The sequence below is a fragment of the Stenotrophomonas sp. GD03654 genome (genome assembly GCF_029845105.1).
Lineage (GTDB): Bacteria > Pseudomonadota > Gammaproteobacteria > Xanthomonadales > Xanthomonadaceae > Stenotrophomonas > Stenotrophomonas africana.
On sequence record NZ_JAOCLC010000002.1, the window covers coordinates 33,114 to 58,622 of the forward strand.

Here is a 25,509-nt window from a genome sequence, read left to right on the forward strand (position 1 = left end):
GCAACCGGTGTTGCTGGATGCCGACCTTGGTCGGCGCTGTGGGTTTCGTGCCAACCAAGGTTGGCACCCACCAGAGCGATCACTGGTATCAAAGCAGCCCTTCGCGCTTCACCGCCAGGTAGCGCTCCACCAGTGCGCCCGGCAGGGCATCGGCGGTCACGTCGAGCACCATGACCTTTTCGCTGCGCAGCGCGTCGTGCGCCTTCGCGCGCTGCTGCAGGTACAGCGCTGCTGCACCGACCTGGGTGGCATCCTCCAGCGTCTGCACTTCGCCCTCCAGTGCGCCGTCCAGCTCGCGCTCGCGCAGGCTGGCCACGCATACCAGGTGGCGCCGCTGCAGCAGGCGCACCGCCGCCAGCAGGTCTTCGATGTCCTCGTCGCGCACGTTGCTGACCAGCATCACCAGCGCACGCCGGCGCTGGCGCAGCGACACTTCGGTGGCGGCGGCCAGATAATCGGTGGCCACCGCACGCGGCTGCAGGTCGTAGCTGGCGCGCAGCAGGTGCTCGACCGTGCCCATGCCGCGCTGCGGCGCCACCCAGCGGCGTTCGCCGCCGGCGGCGAACAGGCCGGCGGCATCGCCCTGGCGCAGCGCCAGGTAGGCCACCACCAGCGAGGCGTTCAACGCGTGGTCGAAGTGCGAGAGCCGGCCTTCGCTGGCCAGCATGCGCCGGCCACTGTCGAGCATCAGCAGCAGCTGCTGGTTCTTCTCGTCCTGGTATTCGCGCGAGATCAGCTTGCGCGCACGTGCGGTGGCCTTCCAGTCCAGCTGGCGCCGGCTGTCGCCGATGCGGTACTCGCGCATCTGGTGGAAGTCGGTGCCTTCACCCCGGCGGCGCTTCACGTGCGCACCGACCAGCCGCGAGGCCTGGTCGGCACTGAACAACGCAAAGCGGGTGAGCGGCACGAAGTTCGGATAGACACGCACGTCCAGCGCGGGGGGCAGCGTGCGTTGCTGCCACCACAGGCGCCACGGCGAGCGCATGCGCAGGTGCACGCCCTCGAAGCGGAAATGCCCGCGCTGCAGCGGCTGCAGATGGTAGCGCAGGGTGGCAGCGGTGCCCGCCTGCAGGTGCACGCGTTGTGGCAGCGATTCCAGCGGCCAACCGCCGGGCACCAGGTCGAACACCTGCACCGTCATCGACGCGTCTGCCTGCAACCGCAGTGCAGCCTCGCGGCGCACGCCCAGTGCCAGCGCTTCGGGCAGTTCGCGCTGCACCTGCGGCGACGGACGCCGCGACTGCCGCCACAGATCCATCAACGCCGGCACGGCAATCGCCAGCGCCGCCAGCGCCCAGCTCCAGCGCGGCAGCAACCCGCCCAGCACCAGACCGCCCAGGGCAGCCCAGGCCAGCAGCAGCGCCAACAGCAGCGGGGCCGGCCTCATCGGCGCGGTGCTTCCACCTTGGCCAGCAGCGCGCCCAGCACGTCGTCGGCGTCCTGGCCTTCGATCTGCAGTTCCGGGGCCAGCGCAATGCGGTGGCGCAGCGCCGGGCGCGCAATGTCGCGCACGTCGTCCGGCGTGACGAAGTCGCGGCCGGCCAGCACCGCCTGCGCGCGCGAGGCACGCACCAGCGCGATGCTGCCGCGCGGGCCAGCGCCGACCGCGATGCCCGGCCACTGGCGGGTCGCCGCGACGATGCGTACCGCGTAGTCGATCACTTCGTCATCGACGGTGATCGCCGCGGTGGCACGCTGCAACTCCAGCAGTTCGCCGGCACCGAGCACGCGTGGCACCCGGCTCAGGTCGAAATCGCTGGCGGCACGACCACTGGTGATCGCGGTCACCATGCGCTTCTCGTCCTCCAGCTGCGGGTAGTCGATCAGCACCTTCAGCAGGAAGCGGTCCAGCTGTGCTTCCGGCAGCGGGTAGGTACCTTCCTGCTCCAGCGGGTTCTGCGTGGCCAGCGCCATGAAGGGCGGCGCCAGGGTGAAGGCCTTGCCTTCGATGGTCACCTGGCCTTCCTGCATCACTTCCAGCAGTGCCGACTGGGTCTTGGCCGGTGCACGATTGATTTCGTCGGCCAGCAGCAGGTTGGTGAACACCGGGCCGCGGCGGATCTTGAAGCTCTCGCTTTTCGGGTCGTACACCGCGTGGCCACTGACGTCGCTGGGCATCAGGTCGGGGGTGAACTGTACGCGGCCATAGTCCAGATCCAGGGCCTGTGCGAGTGCGCGCACCAGCAGGGTCTTGCCCAGCCCGGGCACGCCCTCGATCAGCACGTGGCCACCGGCCAGCAGGGCCACCAGGATCTGGTCCAGCACTTCGGCCTGGCCGATGAAGGCGTGGCCGATGGCATCGCGGATGGCATCGACGCGTTCAATCAGGCGGGCGTTGGCGGCCGCCGGCAGCTCGGGGACTTCGGTCATAGCAGGGATCTCATCTGGAGCAGCAAGCGGATGCGCTCGCGCAGGGCGGAGGAATCGTGTGGCGGAGGGGGCGTGAGCGCGCTGGCGACGCGGGCCTGCGGCCACTTCAGCAGCTCGGCGATGGCCTGATCGCGTGGCGCACCCTCCAGTGCGGCGGCAATCGGTGCGCGCAGGCGCAGGCGGTGCAGGAACAGAGCGAGCACGGCCTCGTACAGGCGTATGCCGTGACCGAAGCGCAGCAGCAGTTCGCCACTGGCGCGCACGTGCTCCAGCAGCGAACGGCGTTCCAGCACCGGTGACGGCAGCAGGCTGCCGAAGCGCTGCGAGCGGCTCCACAGCCAACCCAGCAGGGCCAGCAGCAGCGGTGCCCACAGCGGCCAGCCCTGATAGAACATGCGCGACCATAGCGACGGCGGGCGGCTGGCATAGACCAGCCAGACCGCACCCTTGCCGTAGTTCGGATCGAGCAGGTAGCGGGTCAGGTCGCGATGGGCAGGATCGTGCAGGCCGTCGCTGGCCTTGCCTGCGGCAGAGGCCAGGCGCGCCGCCGGTGAGTCCACTTCGCCGCGCATGAACTCCATGTCGGCTAGCACGCTCACTCTGCCCTGGCCGTGGTGCAGGCGCGCGAACACCAGGTCGCGATCCGTGCCCCAGCGGCGTTCGGCCTGCGCACTGGCCGCAAACCCCAGGGTGAAGCGGCGCCCACCACAGAATTCGACGTGGCCCGGATCGTCGTCGACATGGAAGGCCTGGCAGTCGCTGCGCTGGAACAGGCTGTCCACGCCCAACTGGTCCAGCAGGGGGCCCTGCGTGCTGCTGGCATCGTCCTCGGCCGGTGGCGGTGTACGCACCAGCAAGTGGCCGCCCTGGTCCACCCAGTCCAGCAGCTGTTTCACCGCCGGCACCGGCAGTTCGCTGCTGTCCTGCAGCAGCACCACCGTGTCATGGCGCCCCAGCGTCATCTGCCGCAGTTCCAGACGCGGCCGTGAGTGCACCTGGATGCCATCGGCGCGCAGGGCGTGGCCGAGTACATACAGCGGGTTGTAGGCGGCCTCGCCCTGTGGCGGCAGCCGGATCGTCTCGGTCACCCGCTCGTGCGTGCGCAGGTAGAGGATGGTCAGCGGTACGCCGAACAGCACCAGTGCACCGAGCAGCAGCGACCAGAACAGGCGCGGACTCATGCCTGCCACCCGAACTGCTGGCGCAGGGTATCGGCCAATGCATCGAAATCGGCACGACTGGGCAGGCGGCCACCGTAGGCGGCGTACTGCCACATGCGCACGATGCGTGCGAACAGGTCGCGGTCACTGGCCTCGGGCATGCGCCGCGAAGCGCGCAGGCATTGCGCTTCGGTGGCACCGGGTGGAAGCGCGATACCGCTGCGCTCGCCCACCGTGCGCACGCTGGCGCGGTACAGCAGGGCCAGCGCCTGCCGCGGCCGGCCCTGGTCCCACAGCAGGCCGGCCTGGGTGGCCACGTCCGGCGGCAGAACCACCGGCAGTTCCACCTGTTCCTCCAGCACCTGCGGTGCTGCCTCGGCCTTGCGCCGGCCACTGCCCCGCAGCCACGGCAGCCACAGCCGCGCGGTCAGCAACAACACCAGCAGCAGGATGCCGAGCAGGCCCCACAGGCCCCATTCGGCCAGCCGCGCCAGCCAGGCGATGCCATCCTTGCGCGCTTTGCGTTCACCTTTGCTGTTGGTGTCACGCTGCAGCTGCTTGTCTTCCTTCTTCTTTTCCTCGGCCTGCTCGATCGGCTTCCAGCGCGTGACCTGGCGGGTCGGGCGCTGCAGCGGGTCTTCATAGGCGCGGTTCACTGCCTGACGGAAACCGGCGGTGTCCACCGGCGTACCGCCGAAGATCATGGCCGGGGTATTGGCCGGGTCGTTGGCTGCAGTGGCCGGTTCTTCCGCGCTGTCCTCGTCCACCTCGGCATCGTCGGCCTGCTCAGCGACCGTCTGCGCCTGCTGCGCATGAACCGGCGCGGAGGCCAGCGGCAGGGCAAGGCACAGCAGCAGCGCCAGCGTCGACGCCGCCGGCAGCAGGCGATCGCGCAGGCGGCGCAGGGCGATCTCCACGTCCCACGCTTCCATCTGCGTACGCCGGTTCAAGTACAGGCCGAAGCCGGCGCCGACGTAGAACGGTCCGATCAGCACCGAGGCCAGCCAGCACGCCAGATTGAAGCCCGCCCGCGCCCATGCGGGTGTGTCCTGGCCGATCATGTCCCATGCGGCGCGCCAGGATTCGGACATCAGCTCCAGCGGCATGAACATGAACACCGCACCGATCCCGCCTGACACCAGCACCGCTTCGAACGCCATGCAGGTCAGTGTCAGCACCATTGCCGCACCTGCGGCGCCGGCCGCCACCGCGCGTCGGCGTGGACCGCGCTGGCCAGGCGTGTTGCCTTCCAACAGGTTCACCGGCAGGCACAGGCTGCGCAGCACGCTGAAGCGGCGCCAGCCCAGGTAGCCCCAGAAGCCGCTGTTGCCCCAGTGACCCTGCGCGCGCAGCGCCGCCAGCGTGCCGACCGGTTCGCCGAAGATGCCGCGCGACAGCACGTACAGCGGCGCACGCTCGAACAGTGGCTTGCACCACCACATCGCCAGCCACGCCCAGCCGAAGGCATCCAGCCACCAGCCCAGTGCATTGAAGATCACGAACAGCGGAGCGCTGGCCAGCAGCCAGCTGCCCCATACCGCACGTGCGTGCCGGCGGGTGAGGGCACTGCCCAGCTCCATCGCTTCCCAGCCGCTGCGCGCGCGCAGCACCACGTCCAGACGGTCAATGCGCATCGCCGCCTCCGCGTCCGCCGCGCCACAGCCACAACAGCACGCCGACCCAGAGCACGCCGGCCACGCTGAACTTGCCCCATGCGGGTACTTCGGCGATTGATGACCAGAAGGCTTCGATGAAGGCGGCGACCAACAGCATGAAGGCGACCCCGAGGCACAGCCGCGCGCCGATGCGGCCACCGTCGACCAGTGCATCCAGGCGGCTGCGCCGGCCGGGGGCCAGCAGCTTCATGCCCAGCTGCAGGCCGGCACCGCCGGCGATCACGATCGCAGTCAGCTCGAAAGCGCCATGGCCGACCACGAAGCGCCAGAACGGGCTGCCGTGGCCGATGTGCTGCAGGTGGCCGGCCACCGCACCGATGGTCACGCCGTTGAACAGCAGTACCAGCAGCGTGCCCAGCCCGGCCAGCAGGCCGCTGGCGAAGGTGCGCAGGGCGATACTGATATTGTTCATGACGTAGTGGCCGAACATCATCCAGTCGGTGCCGCTGTCGCGCCCCAGGCGCTCGGCCGCGGGGTCGTACATGCGCTCCATCTCGGCGATCTGGCGGTTGTCCATCAGCATGTGGATCAGGTCCGGATAGACCTGCACCAGCACGAAGCAGGCCACTGCTGGCAACGCGAACATCAGCAGTGCCACCCACATGCTGCGTGCCTGGCTGCGCACCAGCAGCGGGAAGTCGGCCACCAGGAATTCCAGTGCCGCGCGCCAGCGCGTTGGCCGCGTGCGGTACAGCACACTGTGGCCCTGCTGCATCAGCTGCTGCAGGCGCTGCACCAGCTGTGGGCTGTAGCCGCGCTCACGGGCCAGCGCCAGCTGCTGACACAGGCGGCGGTAGCGCTGCGGAACGGCGGTGTCGTCCAGTGCCAGCCCGCTGGCCTTGCGCCGCGTGCGGCGCGAAGCACCGGCGCGCAGCAGCAGCCAGTGCTCCAGGTCCTGCCATTCCTGCTGGTACCGGGCGACGAACTGTTCCTGCTTCATCGCCGCCCCAGCAGCCAGTTGGCCATGGCATACAGGCGCAGCACGGCGACCTGGCCGTGGGTGCCGGTGAGGGGCTCGGCAATGCCGGCCAGCTCCTGCTGGCGCGCCGCCGACAAGCGGGGCGCGCGCTCGGCAAAGGCCATCAGCGCCGCCTGTTCATCCGGGCGCAGCGCCTGCGGCGGGGCCAGCACGCTGTCGATGGTGGGTGGCGGCGGCAGGTACAGTGCAGGCGCGTGCACCACCACGGTGCCGGCCACCAGGTCACCCAGGCGGCGGCCATGCGGGTCGAACAGGCTGCTGATCAGGCCCAATGCATAGCCGAACGGCAGCATGTCCACGGTACGCAGCAGGTTACGGGTGATCGAAGCCATCCAGCCCACCGGTGCGCCATCGCGCGACAGCACGCGCAGGCCCAGTGCGCGCTTGCCGAGGGTACGGCCCCACAGTGCCTCGCAGATGATCGGGTAGGCCCAGTAGACCAGGAACATCAGCACCAGGTAGAGGCCGGAGCCGAACTTGTCCAGCAGTGCCAGCGGGATCGACATCAGCACCAGCACCGCGATGCGCACACCGAGATCCACCAGCCAGGCCATCGCCCGCGGCAGCGGGCCGGCGGCCGGCAACTGCAGCAGCACACCCTCCGGCGTCACCACCTCGCGGTAGGTATCGAGCATCGGCGCGGCCATCAGTGCGATGGCCTTGGTTGTGGGCGGCGGAGTCCTCTCCGGCAGGCAGCCACAGGCATGGGGGTCTCGACAGGTCCTGGTCGGGCCCAGACTTTAGCAGAGCCGCATGGCGGCGTTGGCCGTTCAGCCCAGGTACTCGTCCTTCAGCCGCACGTAGTGGTCGGCCGAGTAGTGCAGCGACTCGATCTCCTTGTCGCTCAGCGTGCGCGCCGGGCGGGCCGGGTTGCCCACCCACAGCTCGCCTTCGCCGACCACCTTGCCCGGGCCGACCACCGCACCGGCGCCGACGAAGCCATGGCGCTCGACCCGCGCGCCGTCGAGGATGCAGGCACCCATGCCGATCAGGCTGTAATCGCCGATGGTGCAGGCATGGATGATGCAGCCATGACCAACGGTCACGCCTTCGCCGATCAGGGTCGGGTAGCCGGCCTTGTTGTACGGGCTGTGGTGGCTGACGTGGATGATGGTGCCGTCCTGCACGTTGGTGCGTGCGCCGATGCGCACGTAGTTGACGTCACCGCGGATGATCGTGCCCGGCCACACCGACACGTCGTCGGCCAGTTCCACATCACCGATGAGGGTGCAGGCCGGATCGATGTACACGCGCTCGCCGAGGACGGGCATCTTGTCGCGGAAGGGGCGCAGCGGGTTCATCGATGTCTCCGGAAATCAGGGCGTTCGCGACGATGATACCTGCGTGGTGCGTTGTAGAGCCGAGCCCATCCTCGGCTCCCTGCGCAGCCGAGCATGGTCTCGGCTCTACAGGGAGCTCAGGGTTCGTAGCTGTAACCCATGCCGTAGACCGAACGGATCGGCTCGCCTTCCATGCCGGCGTCGGCCAGCTTGCGGCGCAGGTTCCGCACATGGCTGTCGACGGTGCGGTCGACCACCACGCGATGGTCCAGGTACAGCCGGTCGAGCAGTTCATCGCGCGCCCAGATCCGGCCTGGCGTAGCCAGCAGGGTGCGCAGCAGGCGGTATTCCACCGGCGTCAGATCCAGCCCCTTGCCGTTCCAGGTAGCGCGCGCGGCCGGCTCGTCGATGTGCAGGCCGTCGTTGGCACGCGCCGATGGGTCCGGGCGGTAGCGGCGCAGCACTGCGACCACCCGCGCGACCACCTCGCGCGGACTGAACGGCTTGCAGATGTAGTCGTCGGCACCGATCTCCAGACCGAGCAGGCGATCGATCTCTTCCACCCGCGCGGTGACCATGATCACCGGCACGTCACTGCTGGCACGCAGTTCGCGGCACAGGTCGACGCCATCGCGCTGCGGCAGCATCAGGTCCAGCAGCACCAGATCGGGCTGGTAGCGCGCGAACGCGTCGATCACCTGACCACCATCGTCCACCCATTCGCTGGCCATGCCGGCGGCGGCCAGGTAGTCGCGCAGTACCGAGGCCAGGCGTGGCTCGTCCTCGACGATCAGGATCTTCGCGGACGTGGCGGGGGACGTGCTCATGCAGGCTCCGGCAGGGTGATGACCACGCGCAGGCCGCCCAGCGCCGAAGGCTCGGCGTGGATGTGGCCGTGGTGGGCGAGGATGATGTTGTGGCTGATGGCCAGACCCAGCCCGCTGCCACCGCTGGCCCGGTTGCGCGAGCTCTCCACCCGGTAGAAGCGCTCGAACAGCAATGCACACTTGTCGGCCGGCACGCCCGGTGCGGTGTCTTCCACGATCAGCTGCACCCCGGCAGATACACGCGCTGCCTGCACACGTACACGGCCGCCGGTATGGGTATAGCGCAGCGCATTCTCCAGCAGGTTGGCCAGCACCTGCTGCAGGCGCCGCTCGTCACCGGAAACCTGCAGCGGAGTAGTGGGCAGGTTTTCTTCCAATGCCAGCCCCGCCGTGGCGAAGCGCACGCGCATGCCAGTGAGCTCGCTGCGCAGCAGCGCCGCCAGGTCCAGCGGTGCGAAGCGGTAGGCCAGGCCGCCGGACTGGGTCATCGACAGGTGGTGCAGATCGTCGATGAGTTTGCCCAGCTGGCGTATCTCGCCCTGCAGTGCACCGAGGTTGGCGCGGTCCAGCGGGCGGATGCCGTCCTCGATCGCCTCCAGCTCGGCGCGCACCACCGCCAGCGGCGTGCGCAGCTCATGCGAGATGTCGGCGATGAAGGCGCGGCGGTTTCGCTCGGTGTCGTCCAGCGCCTGCGCCATCCGGTTGAAGTCGTTGACCAGTGCATCCAGCTCGTCATCGCTGGTGCGTTCGATGCGGGTGGCATAGTCACCGGCGGCGAGCCGGTGGGTGGCCGCGGCCAGCTTGGCCAGGCGCTGGCGCAGCGCGCGCGACACCAGCCAGGCCAGCAACACCGTCACCAGCAGCAGCGAGATGCCGATCACCCACCACGCGCGCACCTGGGTGTTATAGAAGTTCAGGTCGTTGGTGGCGATGACGGTCTGGAACGGCACCATGCCCAGCCAGCCGACGGTGTGCCCGTCCAGCTGCACCGGATGCGGCTCGTCATCGCTGGTGGCATCGGGGTTGCCGGCCACGAAGCGGTGCTGCGCATCGAACAGGCCCAGCCGCGACGGCACGCCAGTCTGGTCGGACAGCGGCGGCACCGGCCCCTCGTGGCCATGGGACAGGTCCGGGCGCAGCAGTCGCGCCCAGCGGTCACTGTCACCGCGCAGATGCTCCCAGCCGCCGTGCGCGCTGTACTCACGCTGCAGGTGTGGCATCAGCCGCTGCATGCGCAGATCGCCCTGGTCGTTGAGGTAGTCCAGGAAGCCGGTCTGGAACGCCACGCGGCTGGCAATGCCGTTCACTGCCAGCACCAGCAGGCAGGCGGTGAAGATCGCGAGGAAGGTCTTCGCGGTCAGGCCGAATTTGAGTCGAATCTTCGCCATCGCGGGGGCCATTAGCGGCGCATGTGGCGCCGAAAGCAAGCGCCGGCTGAGCCGGTCGCACAATCTCCATATTCTCTGCACAGTTTCACGGCAGCGTGCACGGGTCAACGCAAGGCCCCCCACGCCCCCATGTCATTCGTGCGCCCGCTGTCCCGTTCTTCCCGTCCGCTGTTGCTGCCCCTGCTGCTGGCCCTGGCCGCCTGCTCGGCGGGCAGGACCGAAGCCCCGGCCACCCCCGAAGTGGGCGTCATCACCGCCAGCGCGCAGCCGCTGGCACTGCAGCAGACCCTGCCCGGCCGGGCGGTGCCGTTCGAGGTGTCCGAGGTGCGGCCGCAGATCGGTGGGCTGATCCGCCAGCGGTTGTTCACCGAAGGCCAGCAGGTCAAGGCCGGCCAGCTGCTGTACCAGGTCGATCCGGCACCGTACCAGGCGGCCTTCGATACCGCGCGCGGGCAGCTCGCGCAGGCCGAGGCCACCGTGCTGTCGGCGCAGCCGAAAGCCGAGCGCACCCGCACGCTGCTGGACATGGACGCGGCCAGCAAACAGGACGCCGACGATGCCACCTCGGCGCTGAAGCAGGCGCAGGCCAATGTGATCGCCGCGCGCGCCGCATTGCAGGCCGCGCGCATCAACCTCGATTACACCCGGGTGACCGCACCGATCGAGGGCCGCATCGGTACCTCCAGCGTCACCGCCGGTGCGCTGGTCGCTGCTGGCCAGGATGCGGCGCTGGCGACCATTCAGCGGTTGGACCCGATCTATCTGGATGTCACCCAGTCCAGCACGCAGATGCTGGCACTGCGCAAGCAGCTCGATGCCGGCCTGGTGAAGGCCATCGATGGCAAGGCACAGGTGAAGGTGCTGCTGGAGGACGGCAGCACCTATGCGCATGAAGGCACGCTGGAGTTCGTCGGCAGCGCGGTCGATCCGGGCACCGGCAACGTGGTGCTGCGCGCGGTCATTCCGAACCCGGACGGCCTGCTGCTGCCGGGCATGTACCTGAAGGCGGTGCTGCCGATGGCCACCGACGCGCGTGCCCTGCTGGTGCCGCAGAAGGCGGTGCTGCGCAATGAACGTGGAGAGCCGCTGCTGCGCCTGCTCGATGCCAAGGACCACGTGGTGGAACGCCGGGTCAGTACCGGTCAGGTGGTGGGCAACCAGTGGCAGATCACGCAGGGCCTGAAGGCCGGCGAGCGGGTGATCGTCAGCAACGGCAGTGCGGTTTCGCTCGGCCAGCAGGTGAAGGCAGTAGCAGCCACCACGGCGCAGCTGGCCGCCATGCCGGCGATCGACCCGAACGGCAACACCGACGAAAAGTCGCACTGAGGCCCGCCGCGCATGGTTCGTTTCTTCATCGACCGGCCGATCTTCGCCTGGGTGATCGCCATCGCGGTCAGCCTGCTCGGCCTGCTCGCGATCCTGATCCTGCCGGTGGACCGCTACCCGCAGATCGCCCCGCCCACCATCACCATCCGCGCCACCTACACCGGTGCCTCGTCGCAGACCGTGGAAAATGCAGTCACCCAGGTCATCGAGCAGTCCCAGCAGAGCCTGGACCACCTGATGTACATGACCTCCACCAGTGCCTCCGATGGCTCGGCGCAGGTGAACCTGGTGTTCGCCACCGGCACCAACCCGGACACCGCGCAGGTACAGGTGCAGAACCAGCTGCAGGCCGCCATGGCCACGTTGCCGCAGGCGGTGCAGCAGAACGGCCTGACCATCACCAAGTCCAGTGGTTCCATCTTCGAGGTGCTGTCGTTCACCAGCGAAGACGGCAGCATGGACAACTTCGATGTTGCCAACTTCATGGAAGCGCGCATCGACGACCAGATCAGCCGTGTCAGCGGCGTCGGCAACATCCAGCCGATCGGCCAGGAATACGCCATGCGCATCTGGCTGGATCCGGAAAAGATGCGCCAGTACGCGCTGATGCCCTCGGACATCGAGACCGCACTGCAGGCGCAGAACACCGATGTGTCGGCCGGTGAACTCGGTGGCCAGCCGGCGCTGAAGGGCCAGCAGCTCGACGCCACGGTGACCGCGCGCAGCCGCCTGCACACGCCCGAACAGTTCGCGCAGGTGGTGCTGAAGGCCGATGCCAACGGCAGCGTGGTGCACCTGGGTGACGTGGCGACGATCGGCCTGGGGCCGGAGAGCTACGACAGCATCAGCACCTTCAACGGCAAGCCGTCGGCCTCGCTGGGCATCGAGCTCAATGCCGGTGCCAACGCGATCGCCGTCTCCAAGGCCATCGATGCACGGCTTCAGCAGCTGCAGAAGTACTGGCCGCACGGCTATACCGCCCACGTGGCGTTCACCACCACGCCGTTCGTGACCATCTCGCTGAAGGAAGTGGTGATCACCCTGATCGAAGCCATCATCCTGGTGGTGCTGGTGATGTACCTGTTCCTGCAGAACTGGCGGGCCACGTTGATCCCGACCATCGCGGTGCCGGTGGTGCTGCTGGGCACCTTCGGCGTGCTGGCCGCGTTCGGGTACTCGATCAACACCCTGACCATGTTCGCGCTGGTGCTGGCCATCGGCCTGCTGGTGGACGACGCCATCGTGGTGGTGGAGAACGTGGAGCGGGTGATGACCTTCGAAGGGCTGGCACCGAAGCCGGCCACGCTGAAGGCGATGGGCCAGATCACCGGCGCGCTGGTCGGCATCGTGCTGGTGCTGACCGCGGTGTTCCTGCCGATGGCGTTCTTCAGCGGTGTCACCGGCGTGATCTATCGCCAGTTCTCGGTGACGATCGCCGCTGCGATGATCCTGTCGGTGCTGGTGGCGATGACCATCACTCCGGCGCTGTGCGGCAGCATCCTGCACCAGATTCCCAAGGGCGGCCATCCGCATGGCGACCACGCGGGCGAGCCGAGCCTGCTGGGCAAGTTCTTCATCTGGTTCAACCACCGCTTCGAGCGCACCTCCAATGGCCTGCGCCATCGCGTGGATGGCTTCCTCGGCCGGCGTACGCTGGGGGTGCTGTTCTACCTGGTGCTGAGCGTGGCCACCGGCCTGCTGCTGTGGCACCTGCCGGGCGCATTCCTGCCCGATGAGGATCAGGGCATGCTCAACGCGCTGGTGAAGCTGCCGGCCGGTTCCACGCTGGAGCAGACGCGGGCGGTGATGGATCGTCTGAGTGCCGTCGCGGTGAAGGACGACGGCGTGCTCTCGATCCAGGCCACCGCCGGTTTCAGTGTTACCGGCAGCGGCCAGAATGTTGGCCAGGCCTTCATCCGGCTCAAGGACTGGGATGACCGCAAGGACGATGCCGCTACCATCGCCGCACGGTTGACGCGGGCGATGGCCAGCGTGCCCGATGCGCAGGTATTCATCACCTCGCCGCCGGCCATCCTCGGGCTGGGTGATGCGGGTGGCTTCACCCTGGAGCTGCAGGACGAAGGCGGTGCCGGCCATGCCGCCGCCGTGGCCGCGCGCAACACGCTGCTGAAGGAAGCCGCCAAGGACCCGAAGCTGGTCAACGTGCGCTACGCCAGCCTGGAAGACGCGCCGGTATACGCCGTGAAGGTGGACGACGCCAAGGCGCAGGCCATGGGCGTGAACCCGCAGGACGTCAATGACACCTTGAACGCGGCGTTGGGCGGCGACTTCGTCAACAACTTCATCTACAAGGGCCGCATCAAGAAGGTGTTCATCCAGGGCACCGCCGAAGCACGCATGCAGCCGCAGGACATCGAGCGCTGGAGCGTACGCAACCAGGCCGGGCAGATGGTGCCGCTGTCGTCGCTGATCAGCACGCATTGGACCAGCGCGCCGGCCGCACTGCAGCGCTACAACGGCGTATCAGCGATGGAAATCACCGGACAGCCGGCGCCGGGCGTCAGCTCCGGCGAGGCGATGGCCGAGATCGCGCGGCTGGCCGACACACTGCCGGAAGGCTTCAGCCATGCCTGGTCGGACATGGCCTACCAGGAACAGCTGTCGGGCAACCAGGCGCCAATGCTGTACGCCATCTCGCTGCTGTTCGTGTTCCTGTGCCTGGCCGCGCTGTATGAAAGCTGGGCGGTGCCGTTCGCGGTGATGCTGGCGGTGCCGGTGGGCGTGTTCGGTGCCGTGCTGATGATGAACCTGCGTGGCCTCAACAACGATGTGTACTTCCAGGTCGGCCTGCTGACCACGATTGGTCTGGCGGCGAAGAACGGCATCCTGATCGTCGAGTTCGCGCGCATCCTTGAACAGCAGGGCAAGAGCACCCGTGAGGCGATCCTGCAGGCGGTCTATCTGCGGCTGCGGCCGATCGTGATGACCTCGCTGGCGTTCCTGATGGGCGTGTTGCCGCTGGTGTTCGCCACCGGCGCCGGTTCGGCCGCGCGCCGTTCGCTGGGTACCGGCGTGGCCGGCGGTACGGTCGCCTCGATGGTGCTGGGCATGTTCTTCGTGCCGTTGTTCTACCTGCTGGTGCGCCGCATGTTCCCGGGCCACGCGCCGGCCGACGCCACTGCCCCGGAGGCACGCCCATGAAGCCGATGCTGCTGCGCGCCCTGGCGGCCGCGACGATGACCACCCTGCTGGGCGGCTGCGTGAGCATGGCGCCTCATTACCAGCGCCCCGAGGCGCCGGTACCGGCGCAGTTCGGCAATGCCGCTGCCGGCCAGGCCGAGCCGGCAGTGGCGATGCCGGCCTGGCGTGAGGTGTTCCTGGAACCGCGCCTGCAGCAGGTCATCGCGCTGGCGCTGCAGAACAACCGCGACCTGCGCGTGGCGGTGCTGCAGGTGGAGAAGGAACGCGCGCAGTACCGCATCCAGCGCGCAGCGCTGCTGCCGTCGGTGGATGCCAGCGGCAGTGTCACCCGCTCGCGGGTGAGCGATGCCAACAGCGAGACCGGTGCCACCCAGGTGACCGAGTCCGACGCGGTGCAGGTCGGCATCAGCAGCTGGGAACTGGACCTGTTCGGGCGCATCCGCAGCCTGAAGAACGAGGCCCTGCAGAACTGGTTGGCCAGCGCCGAGAACCAGCGTGCCGCACGCACCAGCCTGGTCGCCGAAGTGGCAACGGCGTGGCTCGCGTTGGCGGCCGATGGGCAGTCGTTGGCATTCACGCAACAGACCCTGGACAGCCAGCAGCAGACCCTGCAGCGCACCGAGGCCCGCCATGCACAGGGCCTGGCCTCGGGCCTGGACCTGTCGCAGGTACAGACCAGCGTGGACGCCGCGCGCGGTGCGCTGGCCAAGCTGCAGACGCAGCAGGCGCAGGATCGCGATGCATTGCAGCTGTTGGTAGGGGCGCCGCTGGATCCGGCCCTGCTGCCAACCACGCAGGCGCTGGATGGCAGCGTGGCACTGGCGCCGCTGCCGGCCAACCTTCCGTCCAGCGTGCTGCTGCAGCGCCCGGACGTGTTGTCCGCCGAACACGCACTGCAGGCGGCCAATGCCGATATCGGTGCCGCGCGCGCTGCGTTCTTCCCCACGCTGACGCTGACCGCCAACTACGGCCACAGCTCCACCGCGTTGTCGACGCTGTTCTCGGCCGGCACCCGTGGCTGGTCGTTCGCACCCAGCATCACCGCGCCGATCTTCCATGCCGGCGCACTGAAGGCCTCGTTGGACGCCTCGAAGATCGGCAAGGACATCGGCATCGCGCAGTACGAGAAAGCGATCCAGCAGGCCTTCAGTGAAGTGGCCGATGCGCTGGCCACGCGTGACCACCTGACCGCACAGATGGACGCCCAACGCGCGCTGGTGGCTGCCAGCCAGCGCAGCTACACACTGGCCGATGCGCGCTACCGCACCGGGCTGGATGGCTACCTGCAGTCGCTGGATGCACAGCGCAGCCTGTATGCCGCGCAGCAGGACCTGATCGCGCTGCAGCAGCAGGAAGCGGGCAACCGGGTGACCTTGTTCAAGGTATTGGGCGGCGGCGCCGACGCGCGGTAACGCGATCTGCTCTGGTAGGTGCCGACCTTGGTCGGCACGGAAGCATGGAGTGTCGCGATCTGATGATTCGTGCCGACCAACGTCGGCACCCACCAGGGCAGATTCATGTGCCGACCAAGGTCGGCAGCCACCAGAAGCAGGTGCGACCGCTTACGCCACGCGGCCCCGGCGTGCGCGCTCCAGATGCACCAGCAGCAGTGAGATCGCTGCCGGCGTCATGCCGGGAATCCGCTGCGCCTGGCCGATGGTCTGCGGGCGTACGCGCTCCAGTTTCTGCAGGGCTTCGGCCGACAGCCCGCGCACCGTCGCGTAGTCGAAGGCTTCAGCGATCGGCGTGGCTTCATGCCGTTGCTGGCGCTCGATCTCCTCGCGCTGGCGGTCCAGGTAGCCGGCGTACTTCACGCCGATCTCCACCTGCTCGGCCACCTTGGCGTCGGCCACGGCCGGGCCCAGCGACGGCACCTGCATCAGCTGCGCGTAATCCAGCTCGGGGCGCTTGATCAGGTCCAGCACATTGGTTTCGCGGCTGACCGTTACACCCAGCATGTCCTGTACCTCGCGGCCCAGTGCATTGGCCGGGGTTGCCCACAGCGCGCCCAGACGTGCGCGCTCGGCAGCGACGGCTGCCTGCTTGGTCTCGAACGCGCTCCAGCGGCGGTCATCCACCAGGCCCATCTCGCGGCCGGCCGGGGTCAGGCGCTGGTCGGCGTTGTCCTCGCGCAGCTGCAGGCGGTACTCCGCGCGGCTGGTGAACATGCGGTACGGCTCGTTGGTGCCGTGGGTGATCAGGTCATCGACCAGCACGCCCAGGTACGCCTCGTCGCGGCGCGGGCACCAGCCGTCCAGCCCGCGCACCTGGCGCGCGGCGTTGAGGCCGGCCAGCAGGCCCTGCGCGGCCGCTTCTTCATAGCCGGTGGTGCCGTTGATCTGGCCGGCGAAGAACAGGCCGTTGACCAGCTTGGTTTCCAGCGAGGCCTTCAGCCCGCGCGGGTCGAAGAAGTCGTACTCGATCGCATAGCCGGGGCGGGTGATGTGCGCGTTCTCGAACCCGCGGATGCTGCGCACCATCTCCAGCTGCACGTCGAACGGCAGCGAGGTGGAGATGCCGTTGGGGTAGATCTCGACGATGCCCAGGCCCTCGGGTTCCACGAAGATCTGGTGGCTGGCCTTCTCGGCGAAGCGCACCACCTTGTCCTCGATGGACGGGCAGTAGCGCGGGCCGATGCCTTCGATCTGGCCGCTGTACAGCGGTGAGCGGTGCAGCGCGTCGCGGATGATCTGGTGGGTCTGTTCGGTGGTGTGGGTGATCCAGCAGCTGACCTGCTGCGGATGCTCGTCCACCGAGCCGAGGAAGGACATCACCGGCCGCGGCGAATCGCCGGGCTGCTCATCCATCACGCTGTAGTCCAGCGAGCGGCCGTCGATGCGCGGCGGCGTGCCGGTCTTCAGGCGATCCACCTGGAACGGGCGTTCGCGCAGGCGCGCAGCCAGCGTGGTGGCCGGCGGGTCGCCCATGCGGCCGGCGGCGTACTGGGTCGGGCCGACGTGGATCTTGCCGGCCAGGAAGGTGCCGGCGGTGAGCACCACGGCTTCCGCGTCGAAGCGCAGGCCGGTCTGGGTGATGACCCCGCGCACGTGGTCGCCCTCGATGACCAGGTCATCCACCGCCGCCTGGAACACGGTCAGGTTGGCCTGGCCTTCGACGATGGCGCGGATCGCCATGCGGTACAGGTTGCGGTCGGCCTGGCAGCGGGTGGCGCGCACGGCCGGGCCCTTGGAGGCGTTCAACGTGCGCCACTGGATACCGGCGCGGTCGGCGGCATGCGCCATCGCACCGCCCAAGGCGTCGATCTCCTTGACCAGGTGGCCCTTGCCGATGCCGCCGATGGCCGGGTTGCAGCTCATTGCGCCCACCGTTTCGATGTTGTGGGTCAGCAGTAGGGTGCGCACGCCGGTGCGGGCCGCGGCCAGCGCGGCTTCGGTGCCGGCGTGGCCACCGCCGATGACGATGACGTCGTAACGATGGAAGGACGGGTTCATGGGGGTTGTTCAGCTGGGGGCGGGCGCGGCTGGGGCGGCGCCGGGGTGGCGATTTTAGCGCCATTCGGGGCCGGGGCGTCGGCGTCCACTGGCCGGCGTCGAAATCAGCCCTAAAGTTGGCAGGATTTTTGCAGATAACCCAATAGCACCCACCGTGGCTGGCGCCGTAGGCGCCCGTGACCGGAATTGGAACAGGGGCCGGTACAGGCGCACGGTGGGGGAGCAGAGGGCCGGCAGTCGGGGGACTGTCCGGCCCTGTTTTTTTTGCGGCTGTCGGGAAGGCGCCATCCACGCATGGCGTGGATCTACTGAAGCCGGGGCCCTCGTCGGTTGGCGACCCAACAAAACAGACGGCCCCGCATTGCGGGGCCGTTTGCCTTCAGAGGTGCCGACATCCGACAGGGCCGGAACAGGGGGGATCCAGATGTTCCTGTCGGATATCGACGTAGAGCTTTTTGCGGCGACCCGTGTCGCTTTTGTCACTTTGTGACGCGGGCCGTCACTGTCCGCGTAGATTGGGGCTTAGACCGTGTGAAATGCAAGATGGTTCAGCGCTCAACTGTGCGCTGCGTCGCACGATCCATGTTGCGCCAGGGGGAACCGTTCATCCTCGGCGCGCTCGGCGCCGGCGCCGGACGGGCCTGCGGCGGAGGGGCCGAAGGCCGCACGCCGGACTGCGGCGGGCGGCGCATCGAGTCCATGTTCCGCCATGGCGAACCCCCGTTGTACGACGGCCGCGACGGCGGTGGCGGACGGTTCTCCCCTCCATTGCCCGGGCGCGGCGGTGGGCGGTGGTTGTGCGGCGGGCGGTAGATCGGGCGCGAGTAATACGGGTTGCCGTAGCCGCCGTAATAGCCGCCATAGCCACCGTAGTAGGGGCCGTAGTTGTAGGGATAACCGGCCGGGTAGCGGTATTCCACCGACGGCGCACCGTGGTAGTAGCTGCCGCTGCGGCCGCCGCCGACATAGTCGTAGGTGGTGCAGCCGGTCAGGGCCAGCAACAGGCCACCGGCAAGCATCAGGCGCGTTTTCATGGTGGGTCCCCCCAGAGGACGGGTGTGCAGTCAGCTTCGGGCGCCAGCATTGAATCGACCCTTAATTCCGCCGGCCAGGATGAATGGAGGCGTAGGGTTACATGCTGGCATGACCTTGTCCCGGTCGCCAGCGCGAAGCCATACGTTAATCTTGCGTCATGAGCGATTCACTGTTGCCCCGCGCCGACGACGTCCTGCTTGCTGCCGCGAGGATCGCCCCGCACGCCAGCGTGACGCCGGTGCTGCGCTCGCGCACGCTCGATGCGCTGGCCGGCGCGAGCCTGGCGTTCAAGGCCGAGCACCTGCAGCGCGGTGGCGCATTCAAGTTCCGTGGTGCCTGCAACGCGGTGTGGTCACTGGAGGCCGATCGCGCCAGTGCCGGCGTGGTCACCCACTCCTCCGGCAATCACGGCGCCGCACTGGCACTGGCCGCACGCACCCGTGGCATTCCCTGCCACGTGGTGGTGCCCGAAGGCGCAGTGGCGGCCAAGCTGGCCAACATTGCCCGCCATGGCGCGACGCTCTGGCGCTGCCCGCCGACCATTGCCGACCGTGAGGCCACCTGCGCCAAGGTACAGGTCGATACCGGCGCGACTCTCGTCCATCCCTATGCCGACCCGGCAGTGATGGCCGGGCAGGGCACCGCCGCCCTGGAATTGCTGCACAGCGACGGCCCGTTTGATGTGCTGGTGGTGCCGGTGGGCGGTGGCGGCCTGGCCAGCGGTACCGCCTTGGCGCTGCAGCATGCCAGCCCGCAGACCCGGCTGGTGCTGGCCGAGCCGGCCGGCGCTGATGACACCGCGCGATCACTGGCCGCAGGCGCGCGCCAGGGGGCGTTCACCCCCGACACGATCTGCGATGGACTGCGTACCCTGATCGGCGCGCCCAATTTCGAACTGCTGCGCGCGGCCGGTGCCGAGGTGATCGTGGTTGATGACGCGGCGACGATGGCCGCGATGCGCTTGCTGTGGGAAGTCCTCAAGCAGGTGGTCGAGCCGTCCTCGGCCACCGTGCTGGCCGCGGTACTGGCGCAGCCGCAGCGTTTTGCCGGCCTGCGCGTGGGCCTGGTCCTGTCCGGTGGCAACGTCGACCTGCCCGCACTGCGCTGGGGCGCGCCTTGAGCCGCGAGCGCAACCGGCATCGCACCGGCCTGCTGGGCTGGCTGTGGAGGCTGTTCGTGGTGCTGGTGATCTGGCTGCTGGGCGTGACCGCCTGGATTGTCTGGGTCGGTGAACGTGACCAGGCCGCCAAGGCCGACGCCATCATCGTGCTTGGTGCAGCGGCCTACGACGCCAAACCGTCACCGGTGTTCGAAGAACGCATCCGCCACGGTCTGGATCTGTACGAGGCCCAGTACGCGCCACTGCTGATATTCACCGGTGGCTATGGCGGCACCGGCGCGCGCTTCTCCGAATCGCAGGTGGCGCGGCGCTACGCGCTGAAGCATGGCGTGCCGGACGATGCGATCCTGATCGAAACCGCTTCGCGCAACACCGTGCAGAACCTGGTCGAAGCCAAGCGGCTGATGGACCAGCGTGACCTGCACCGGGTGATCATCGTCAGCGACCCGCTGCACATGGCGCGCGCGCTGCGCCTGAGCAAGGCACTGGGCATCGACGCGCTGGCCTCGTCCACGCCCAGCACGCGCTTCCGCAGCTTCCACACCAGCTGGCGCTTCCTGGTGCAGGAAATCTATTTCTTCCACCGAGACCTGGTGCGCCCGCCGCTGAGCTCGCCGGCCAATACCTGAGGGCGGCCTGCATTTGGTGGGTGCCAACCTTGGTTGGCACAACCTGTCAGATCGCGATGCCGCCGGCACTGTGCCGACCAAGGTCGGCACCTACCAGAGCGGGTTCCGTGCATGAATCGGTAGTTGCCGACCTTGGTCGGCGCATGACCTGCGAACGGACGATCAGCTCTGCTTGCGCCGGATCGGAATCGCCGACACCGGCACCGAGGCCACGTCATGTCCGCCTTCGCGGATCGGTGCGCCCGGGTCCGGTGCCCAGGCATGCGCATAGATCACTTCCCAACTGCTGGGCAGCTTGCCGTCGGCACGGCGCATCGGCTCGTATGCCGCCGCCGCCGCCGCGAAACGGCTACGCCCGGTCAGGGTGTGGCGGCGGTCCACCCGCGCATTGGTGGCGCCCATCGCACGCAGTTCGCGCATCAGCGACGGCAGGTCGTCGTAGGTCAGGGTGAACAGATCGCGATCCAGTACCGGGTCGCGGAAGCCGGCCATCATCAGCGCATCGCCGAACTGGGCGATCTGCGCGAAGCGGCTCACGTGCGGGCGGTCATCGGCGGCCGCGAACGCCTCGTTGAGTTCGACCAGAGTCTCCGGGCCGAAGGTCGAGCACAGCAGCAGGCCACCAGGCTTGAGCACACGGCGGAACCCGGCAAATACCGCCGGCAGGTCGTCCAGCCACTGCAGGCACAGGTTGCTGAAGATCACGTCCACGCTGTTGTCGGCCAGCGGCAGCGCAGCGGCGTCGCCGCACAGGCGCTGGAACGGCTTCCACCAGCCGGCCTGGCGCTTGGCCTGGTCCAGCATCGGAAGCGCCACGTCCAGCGCGATCACCTGCGCCTTCGGCCAGCGCTTCTTCATCAACGCACTGGCATGGCCGGTACCCGCGCCGATGTCCAGCACCACCTCGGGCTTGCGCGCCTCCAGGTAGTCCAGCGATTCGATCAGCCGCGACTGCACCTCGCGCTGCAGGGCGGAGGCGGCGTCGTAGCTGCTGGCGGCACGCGCGAACGCGCGGCGGACGTGGCGGGCATCGAAGTGGGACGGCATTGCGAAAGTCTCTTAGAACGTACCGGGGTAGGCGCCGCCGTCGATCAGCAGGTTCTGCCCGGTGAGGTAACCGGCCTGCGCACTGCACAGGAAGGCGCAGGCGGCGCCGAATTCGTCCGGCGTGCCGAAGCGGCCGGCGGGAATCTGCTGGCGGCGGCGCTCGGCCACTTCGCCGGCGTCGCCGTCCTTGCCCGCGCTGTGGGCGAAGTTGGCGCGCAGGCGGTCGGTGTCGAACTGGCCGGGCAGCAGGTTGTTGATCGTGACATTGTGGGCCACGGTGCGGCGCGACAGGCCGGCGACGAACCCGGTCAGGCCGCTGCGCGCGCCATTGGACAGCGCCAGGATGTCGATCGGGGCCTTTACTGCCGACGAGGTGATATTGACGATGCGGCCGAAGCCGCGCTCGATCATCGCGTCGACGGTGGCGCGGATCAGCGCGATCGGCGCCAGCATGTTGGCGTCCAGCGCGGCGATCCAGTCGTCGCGCTCGAAATTGCGGAAATCACCGGGCGGCGGACCACCGGCGTTGTTGACCAGGATGTCCACCTGCGGGCATGCGGCCAGTGCCGCCGTGCGGCCGGTCTCGGTGGTGACATCGGCGGCGACTGCACGCACCTCGGCGGCGCCGGCCAGTGCGCGCAGCTCTTCGGCGGCAGCCTGCAGCGCAGCGTCACCACGGGCCACGATCACTACGTTGACGCCCTCACGCACCAGCGCACGCGCGCAACCCAGGCCCAACCCCTTGCTTGCGCCGCAGACCAGTGCCCAGCGGCCGTTGATACCCAGATCCATGCGTCAGTCCTGCGGAATTCGGAAGGCGCTCATTGTCCGCCAACGGCCGGTGACAGGCCGGCAACGAAGTGTTGCAGCGCGGTGGCCACTTCGTCGGCATGACCGAGGAAGGGCGCATGGCCGCCGTGGGCGATGGTCAGCGCCTGCGCGCCCGGGGCGAGTGCCGCGGCGGCCTGCATCGCCGCAGGAGACACCAGCCGGTCACGCTGGCCGGCGATCCATAGGCTGGGTTTGCCCAGGGTCGGCAGTGCGCCGCGCAGGTCGGTGCTTTCCAGCAGGCGCAGGCCTTCCAGCAGTGCGCGTTCGGTGGGCGCACCGCGCTCGACCAGGCGCTGGCGCAGCGTGCGCAGCTCCTCGCGGGCGTGCGCCGAGCCCATCACGTCCAGCGCGAGGAAGCGTTCCAGGGTGCCGGCGAAGTCGGTGGCCAACTCGCGACCGAACTGCTCGAACACGGCCGGTTCCACCGCATGCGGCCAGTCCTCGCCACGTACGAAGCGCGGCGTGGCGGCGATCATCGCCAGCCCGCGCACCTTCGGCAGCGTCGCCGCCGCATGCAGTGCGAACAGGCCACCCATCGACCAGCCGCACCACACCGCCGGTGGCGTGGCCGCGGCAATGGCATTGACCACGAACGGCAGGCGCAGCGGCGTGGTGTCCTCGCGGCTGTGGCCATGGCCGGGAAGGTCGACCAGATGCAGGGTGAACTGGTCGGCCAAGCGCTGCACCAGTGGTGCGAACACACCGCCCTGAAGGGCCCAGCCGTGCATCAGAACCAGGTCCGGCCCGCGGCCGGTGACTTCAATATGCATGGGCGACTACACGGAACTCAGGCAAAGGCGGGTAGCGGCGGCGGCGCGGCTTCGCGCACGGCCAGGGCGACGCGGTCGCGCGCGCTGGCGATGGCTTCCACCAGGCCGCGCACCAGTTCCGGCGTGTGCAGCGCGGACAGTGTCACGCGCAGGCGTGCCTTGCCTTCCGGCACCGTCGGCGGGCGGATTGCACCAACCAGCCAGCCAGCCTGTTCCAGCGCCTGGGACATCGCCACGGCGGTGTGGTCATCACCGCACAGCAGCGGCTGGATCGGCGTGTCGGAAGCCATCAGGTCCAGCCCATGGCAACGCGCTTCACTGCGGAACAGCGCGATCAGGTCGGTCAGCTTGGTGCGGCGCCAGTGGTCGCGGCGCGCCAGGCGCACCGCTTCAAGCGCAGCAGCGGCCATCGCCGGTGGCACGGCGGTGGTGTAGATGTACGGGCGTGCGGTTTCGGCCAGATGCTCGATCAGGTCGTCGCGGCCCAGCACCAGCGCACCAGAACCGCCCAATGCCTTGCCCAGCGTGACCAGCTGCAGCGGCACATCGTCCACGCCCAGCCCGGCGGCGGCCACGGCACCACGGCCATCACCGACTACGCCTACACCGTGCGCATCATCCACATAGAACAGCGCCTGCTGCAGGCGTGCCACAAGCGACAATGCACGCAGCGGTGCGATGTCGCCATCCATGCTGAAGACCCCATCGGTGGCCAGCATTGCCGCGCCATCCGGCGCGTGCTTGAGCTGACGCATTGCGCCTTCCGCATCCAGATGCGGATAACGGCGCAGGCGTGCGCCGGCCAACCGGGTCGCATCGAGCAGGCTGGCGTGGTTGAGCTTGTCCTGTACGCAGACATCGTTCTCTTCGCTCAGCAGTGCCTGCTGCACCGCCAGATTGGCGGCGAAGCCACTGCCGAACAGCAGCGCACGCGGATAGCCCAGCCACTCGGCCACCTCGCGTTCCAGCGCCTCATGCAGGGCGTGGTGGCCGCAGACCAGGTGCGAGGCACCGGCGCCAGCGCCTTCGCGCGCGGCGGCGTCCTGCAGCGCGTTGACCACGCTGAACTGCTGGGCCAGGCCAAGGTAGTCGTTGCTGCAGAAGCCGGTCAGCCACTGACCGTCCACTTCCAGGCGCACGCCGTCACGACGGCTGACCGTGCGTCGCGGGCGGCGACGGCCTTGGGCATCGCGCAGAGCGCGCTGGGCGTGGAGGCGGGCGGTCAGGTCGGGGCGGGCCATGGTGGCTGATTGCGTCGACGGGGCGGCTAGGGTAGCGCGTTGCCGCGGCGCCTGCTTGCGGCCCGTCTCAGGCCGCGTGAGCGCAGCCACAGCCGGGCGTATCGGCACTGATATCGGCGTGCACGGTGCCGCCGTGGTCGTGGCCTTCGGCATCCACCTGCACCGCCATCGGCTGCAGACCCAGGCGCGCGAACAAGGCCAGGTCGCGTTCGCTTTCCGGGTTGCCGGTGGTCAGCAGCTTGTCGCCATAGAAGATCGAATTGGCACCGGCCAGGAAGCACAGCGCCTGCAGTTCGTCGCTCATCGCCTCGCGCCCGGCCGAAAGCCGCACCATGGAGAGTGGCATGGCGATGCGCGCCACCGCGATCATGCGCACGAACTCGAACGGGTCCAGCTCGGCACTGCCATGCAGCGGCGTGCCCGCCACCTGCACCAGCTTGTTGATCGGCACCGAATCCGGATGCGCCGGCAGCGTGGCCAGTGCCAGCAGCAGGCCAACGCGCTGCGCGCGCGTCTCTCCCATGCCGACAATGCCGCCGCAACAGGTTTTCAGGCCTGCATCGCGCACGTGCTGCAGCGTATCCAGGCGGTCCTGGTACTGGCGCGTGTGGATGATCGAATCGTAGTAGTCCGGCGCGGTGTCGAGATTGTGGTTGTAGTAGTCCAGGCCCGCATCCTTCAGCGCACGCGCCTGCTCGCCACTGAGCATGCCCAGCGTGGCGCAGGTCTCCAGGCCCAGAGCCTTCACCCCGGCGATCATCGCCGCCACCTTCGGGATGTCGCGGTCCTTCGGTGAACGCCACGCGGCACCCATGCAGAAGCGCGACGCACCGGCGGCCTTGGCCTGGCGGGCCTTGGCCAGCACCGCGTCGGTGTCCATCAGCTTCTGCGCGTTCACCCCGGTGCTGTAGCGCTGCGCCTGCGGGCAGTACGCGCAGTCTTCCGGGCAGCCGCCGGTCTTGACCGACAGCAGGGTGGACACCTGCACCTGCGACGGGTCGAAGTGCTCGCGATGGACCGCTGCGGCGCGGAACAGCAGTTCGGGGAACGGCAGCTCGAACAGCGCCTGCAGTTCGTCGTGTTGCCAGTCGTGGCGGATGGCAGCAGCCATGGCGGGACCTTGGGTACGAGTGGAGCGAGGGCGGCAGTGTGGGTGGGCGCGTTCAGGCTGTCAACCATAAGATATTTGAAATGGTTTACGGTGGCGGTGGTGGCC

At 68.6% G+C, this 25,509-nt stretch carries 21 protein-coding genes; 5 read left to right on the forward strand and 16 right to left on the reverse strand.

What is annotated here, in order from left to right; genetic code table 11:
• Positions 1-88 precede the first annotated feature (88 nt).
• The 9 genes from N5J73_RS01290 to baeS form a co-directional block, all read right to left on the reverse strand.
• On the reverse strand, positions 89-1,387 hold the full coding sequence (locus N5J73_RS01290) for a DUF58 domain-containing protein (protein WP_279940471.1): 1,299 nt from the start codon (positions 1,385-1,387) through the stop codon (positions 89-91).
• Positions 1,384-2,370, reverse strand: a complete 987-nt coding sequence (locus N5J73_RS01295) for a MoxR family ATPase (protein ID WP_164078548.1) — start codon at positions 2,368-2,370, stop codon at positions 1,384-1,386. The genes N5J73_RS01290 and N5J73_RS01295 overlap by 4 nt, the downstream gene beginning before the upstream one ends.
• Positions 2,367-3,551, reverse strand: a complete 1,185-nt coding sequence (locus N5J73_RS01300) for a DUF4350 domain-containing protein (protein WP_164078549.1) — start codon at positions 3,549-3,551, stop codon at positions 2,367-2,369. Before N5J73_RS01300 ends, N5J73_RS01295 begins: the two co-directional genes overlap by 4 nt.
• Entirely contained in the window at positions 3,548-5,164 is a 1,617-nt protein-coding gene (locus N5J73_RS01305) for a DUF4129 domain-containing protein (RefSeq protein WP_164078550.1), read from the reverse strand. The genes N5J73_RS01300 and N5J73_RS01305 overlap by 4 nt, the downstream gene beginning before the upstream one ends.
• Positions 5,154-6,146 (reverse strand): stage II sporulation protein M, encoded by a 993-nt coding sequence (locus N5J73_RS01310; protein WP_049444246.1) that lies wholly within the window; start codon positions 6,144-6,146, stop codon positions 5,154-5,156. The genes N5J73_RS01305 and N5J73_RS01310 overlap by 11 nt, the downstream gene beginning before the upstream one ends.
• Entirely contained in the window at positions 6,143-6,832 is a 690-nt protein-coding gene (locus N5J73_RS01315) for an RDD family protein (RefSeq protein ID WP_164078551.1), read from the reverse strand. Before N5J73_RS01315 ends, N5J73_RS01310 begins: the two co-directional genes overlap by 4 nt.
• A gap of 123 nt (positions 6,833-6,955) precedes the next feature.
• The gene (locus N5J73_RS01320) at positions 6,956-7,486 is read right to left on the reverse strand and encodes a gamma carbonic anhydrase family protein (RefSeq protein ID WP_049444249.1); all 531 of its coding nucleotides are present in this window, start codon (positions 7,484-7,486) and stop codon (positions 6,956-6,958) included.
• A gap of 116 nt (positions 7,487-7,602) precedes the next feature.
• The gene (locus tag N5J73_RS01325; protein WP_088479491.1) at positions 7,603-8,292 is read right to left on the reverse strand and encodes a response regulator; all 690 of its coding nucleotides are present in this window, start codon (positions 8,290-8,292) and stop codon (positions 7,603-7,605) included.
• The gene (gene baeS / locus N5J73_RS01330; RefSeq protein WP_164078552.1) at positions 8,289-9,692 is read right to left on the reverse strand and encodes a sensor histidine kinase efflux regulator BaeS; all 1,404 of its coding nucleotides are present in this window, start codon (positions 9,690-9,692) and stop codon (positions 8,289-8,291) included. The genes N5J73_RS01325 and baeS overlap by 4 nt, the downstream gene beginning before the upstream one ends.
• A gap of 117 nt (positions 9,693-9,809) precedes the next feature.
• On the opposite strand from baeS, the gene smeA reads away from it, so the two are divergent.
• From smeA to smeC, 3 genes are read left to right on the forward strand one after another with little or no spacing between them, the layout of a single operon-like run.
• Positions 9,810-11,006, forward strand: coding sequence for a multidrug efflux RND transporter periplasmic adaptor subunit SmeA (smeA, locus tag N5J73_RS01335; protein WP_049444255.1), 1,197 nt, complete (start codon positions 9,810-9,812; stop codon positions 11,004-11,006).
• Positions 11,007-11,018: 12 nt separating this feature from the next.
• A complete protein-coding gene (gene smeB, locus N5J73_RS01340; protein WP_049444257.1) occupies positions 11,019-14,168 on the forward strand; it encodes a multidrug efflux RND transporter permease subunit SmeB in 3,150 nt (1,049 codons plus the stop codon).
• Positions 14,165-15,580 carry a multidrug efflux transporter outer membrane subunit SmeC gene (gene smeC, locus N5J73_RS01345; protein ID WP_049444259.1) on the forward strand — a complete coding sequence of 472 codons (1,416 nt, stop codon included), beginning with the start codon at positions 14,165-14,167 and terminating at the stop codon, positions 15,578-15,580. Before smeB ends, smeC begins: the two co-directional genes overlap by 4 nt.
• Positions 15,581-15,730: 150 nt before the next feature.
• Here the strand turns inward: smeC and mnmG are convergent, their stop codons facing one another.
• Together mnmG and N5J73_RS01355 are read right to left on the reverse strand one after the other, a co-directional pair.
• On the reverse strand, positions 15,731-17,620 hold the full coding sequence (mnmG, locus tag N5J73_RS01350; protein WP_049444261.1) for a tRNA uridine-5-carboxymethylaminomethyl(34) synthesis enzyme MnmG: 1,890 nt from the start codon (positions 17,618-17,620) through the stop codon (positions 15,731-15,733).
• Between the two features lie 548 nt (positions 17,621-18,168).
• A complete protein-coding gene (locus tag N5J73_RS01355) occupies positions 18,169-18,654 on the reverse strand; it encodes a hypothetical protein (protein ID WP_049444263.1) in 486 nt (161 codons plus the stop codon).
• Between the two features lie 158 nt (positions 18,655-18,812).
• Between N5J73_RS01355 and N5J73_RS01360 the strand changes: the two genes are divergently transcribed.
• Together N5J73_RS01360 and N5J73_RS01365 are read left to right on the forward strand one after the other, a co-directional pair.
• Positions 18,813-19,775: a pyridoxal-phosphate dependent enzyme gene (locus tag N5J73_RS01360; RefSeq protein ID WP_049444264.1), complete on the forward strand. Its 963-nt coding sequence runs from the start codon at positions 18,813-18,815 to the stop codon at positions 19,773-19,775.
• Complete coding sequence (locus tag N5J73_RS01365; protein WP_049444371.1) at positions 19,760-20,404, forward strand: YdcF family protein; 645 nt, start codon at positions 19,760-19,762, stop codon at positions 20,402-20,404. Before N5J73_RS01360 ends, N5J73_RS01365 begins: the two co-directional genes overlap by 16 nt.
• A gap of 162 nt (positions 20,405-20,566) precedes the next feature.
• On the opposite strand, the gene bioC is transcribed toward N5J73_RS01365, so the two are convergent.
• From bioC to bioB, 5 genes are all read right to left on the reverse strand, one after another.
• Positions 20,567-21,451, reverse strand: a complete 885-nt coding sequence (bioC, locus tag N5J73_RS01370) for a malonyl-ACP O-methyltransferase BioC (protein WP_049444266.1) — start codon at positions 21,449-21,451, stop codon at positions 20,567-20,569.
• 12 nt (positions 21,452-21,463) lie between these two features.
• The gene (locus N5J73_RS01375) at positions 21,464-22,243 is read right to left on the reverse strand and encodes an SDR family oxidoreductase (RefSeq protein ID WP_049444268.1); all 780 of its coding nucleotides are present in this window, start codon (positions 22,241-22,243) and stop codon (positions 21,464-21,466) included.
• A gap of 29 nt (positions 22,244-22,272) precedes the next feature.
• Complete coding sequence (gene bioH / locus N5J73_RS01380; RefSeq protein ID WP_049444271.1) at positions 22,273-23,052, reverse strand: pimeloyl-ACP methyl ester esterase BioH; 780 nt, start codon at positions 23,050-23,052, stop codon at positions 22,273-22,275.
• Positions 23,053-23,069: 17 nt separating this feature from the next.
• Positions 23,070-24,293: an 8-amino-7-oxononanoate synthase gene (gene bioF, locus N5J73_RS01385; RefSeq protein WP_049444272.1), complete on the reverse strand. Its 1,224-nt coding sequence runs from the start codon at positions 24,291-24,293 to the stop codon at positions 23,070-23,072.
• A gap of 67 nt (positions 24,294-24,360) precedes the next feature.
• Entirely contained in the window at positions 24,361-25,404 is a 1,044-nt protein-coding gene (gene bioB / locus N5J73_RS01390; RefSeq protein ID WP_049444274.1) for a biotin synthase BioB, read from the reverse strand.
• Between the last annotated feature and the right edge of the window lie 105 nt (positions 25,405-25,509).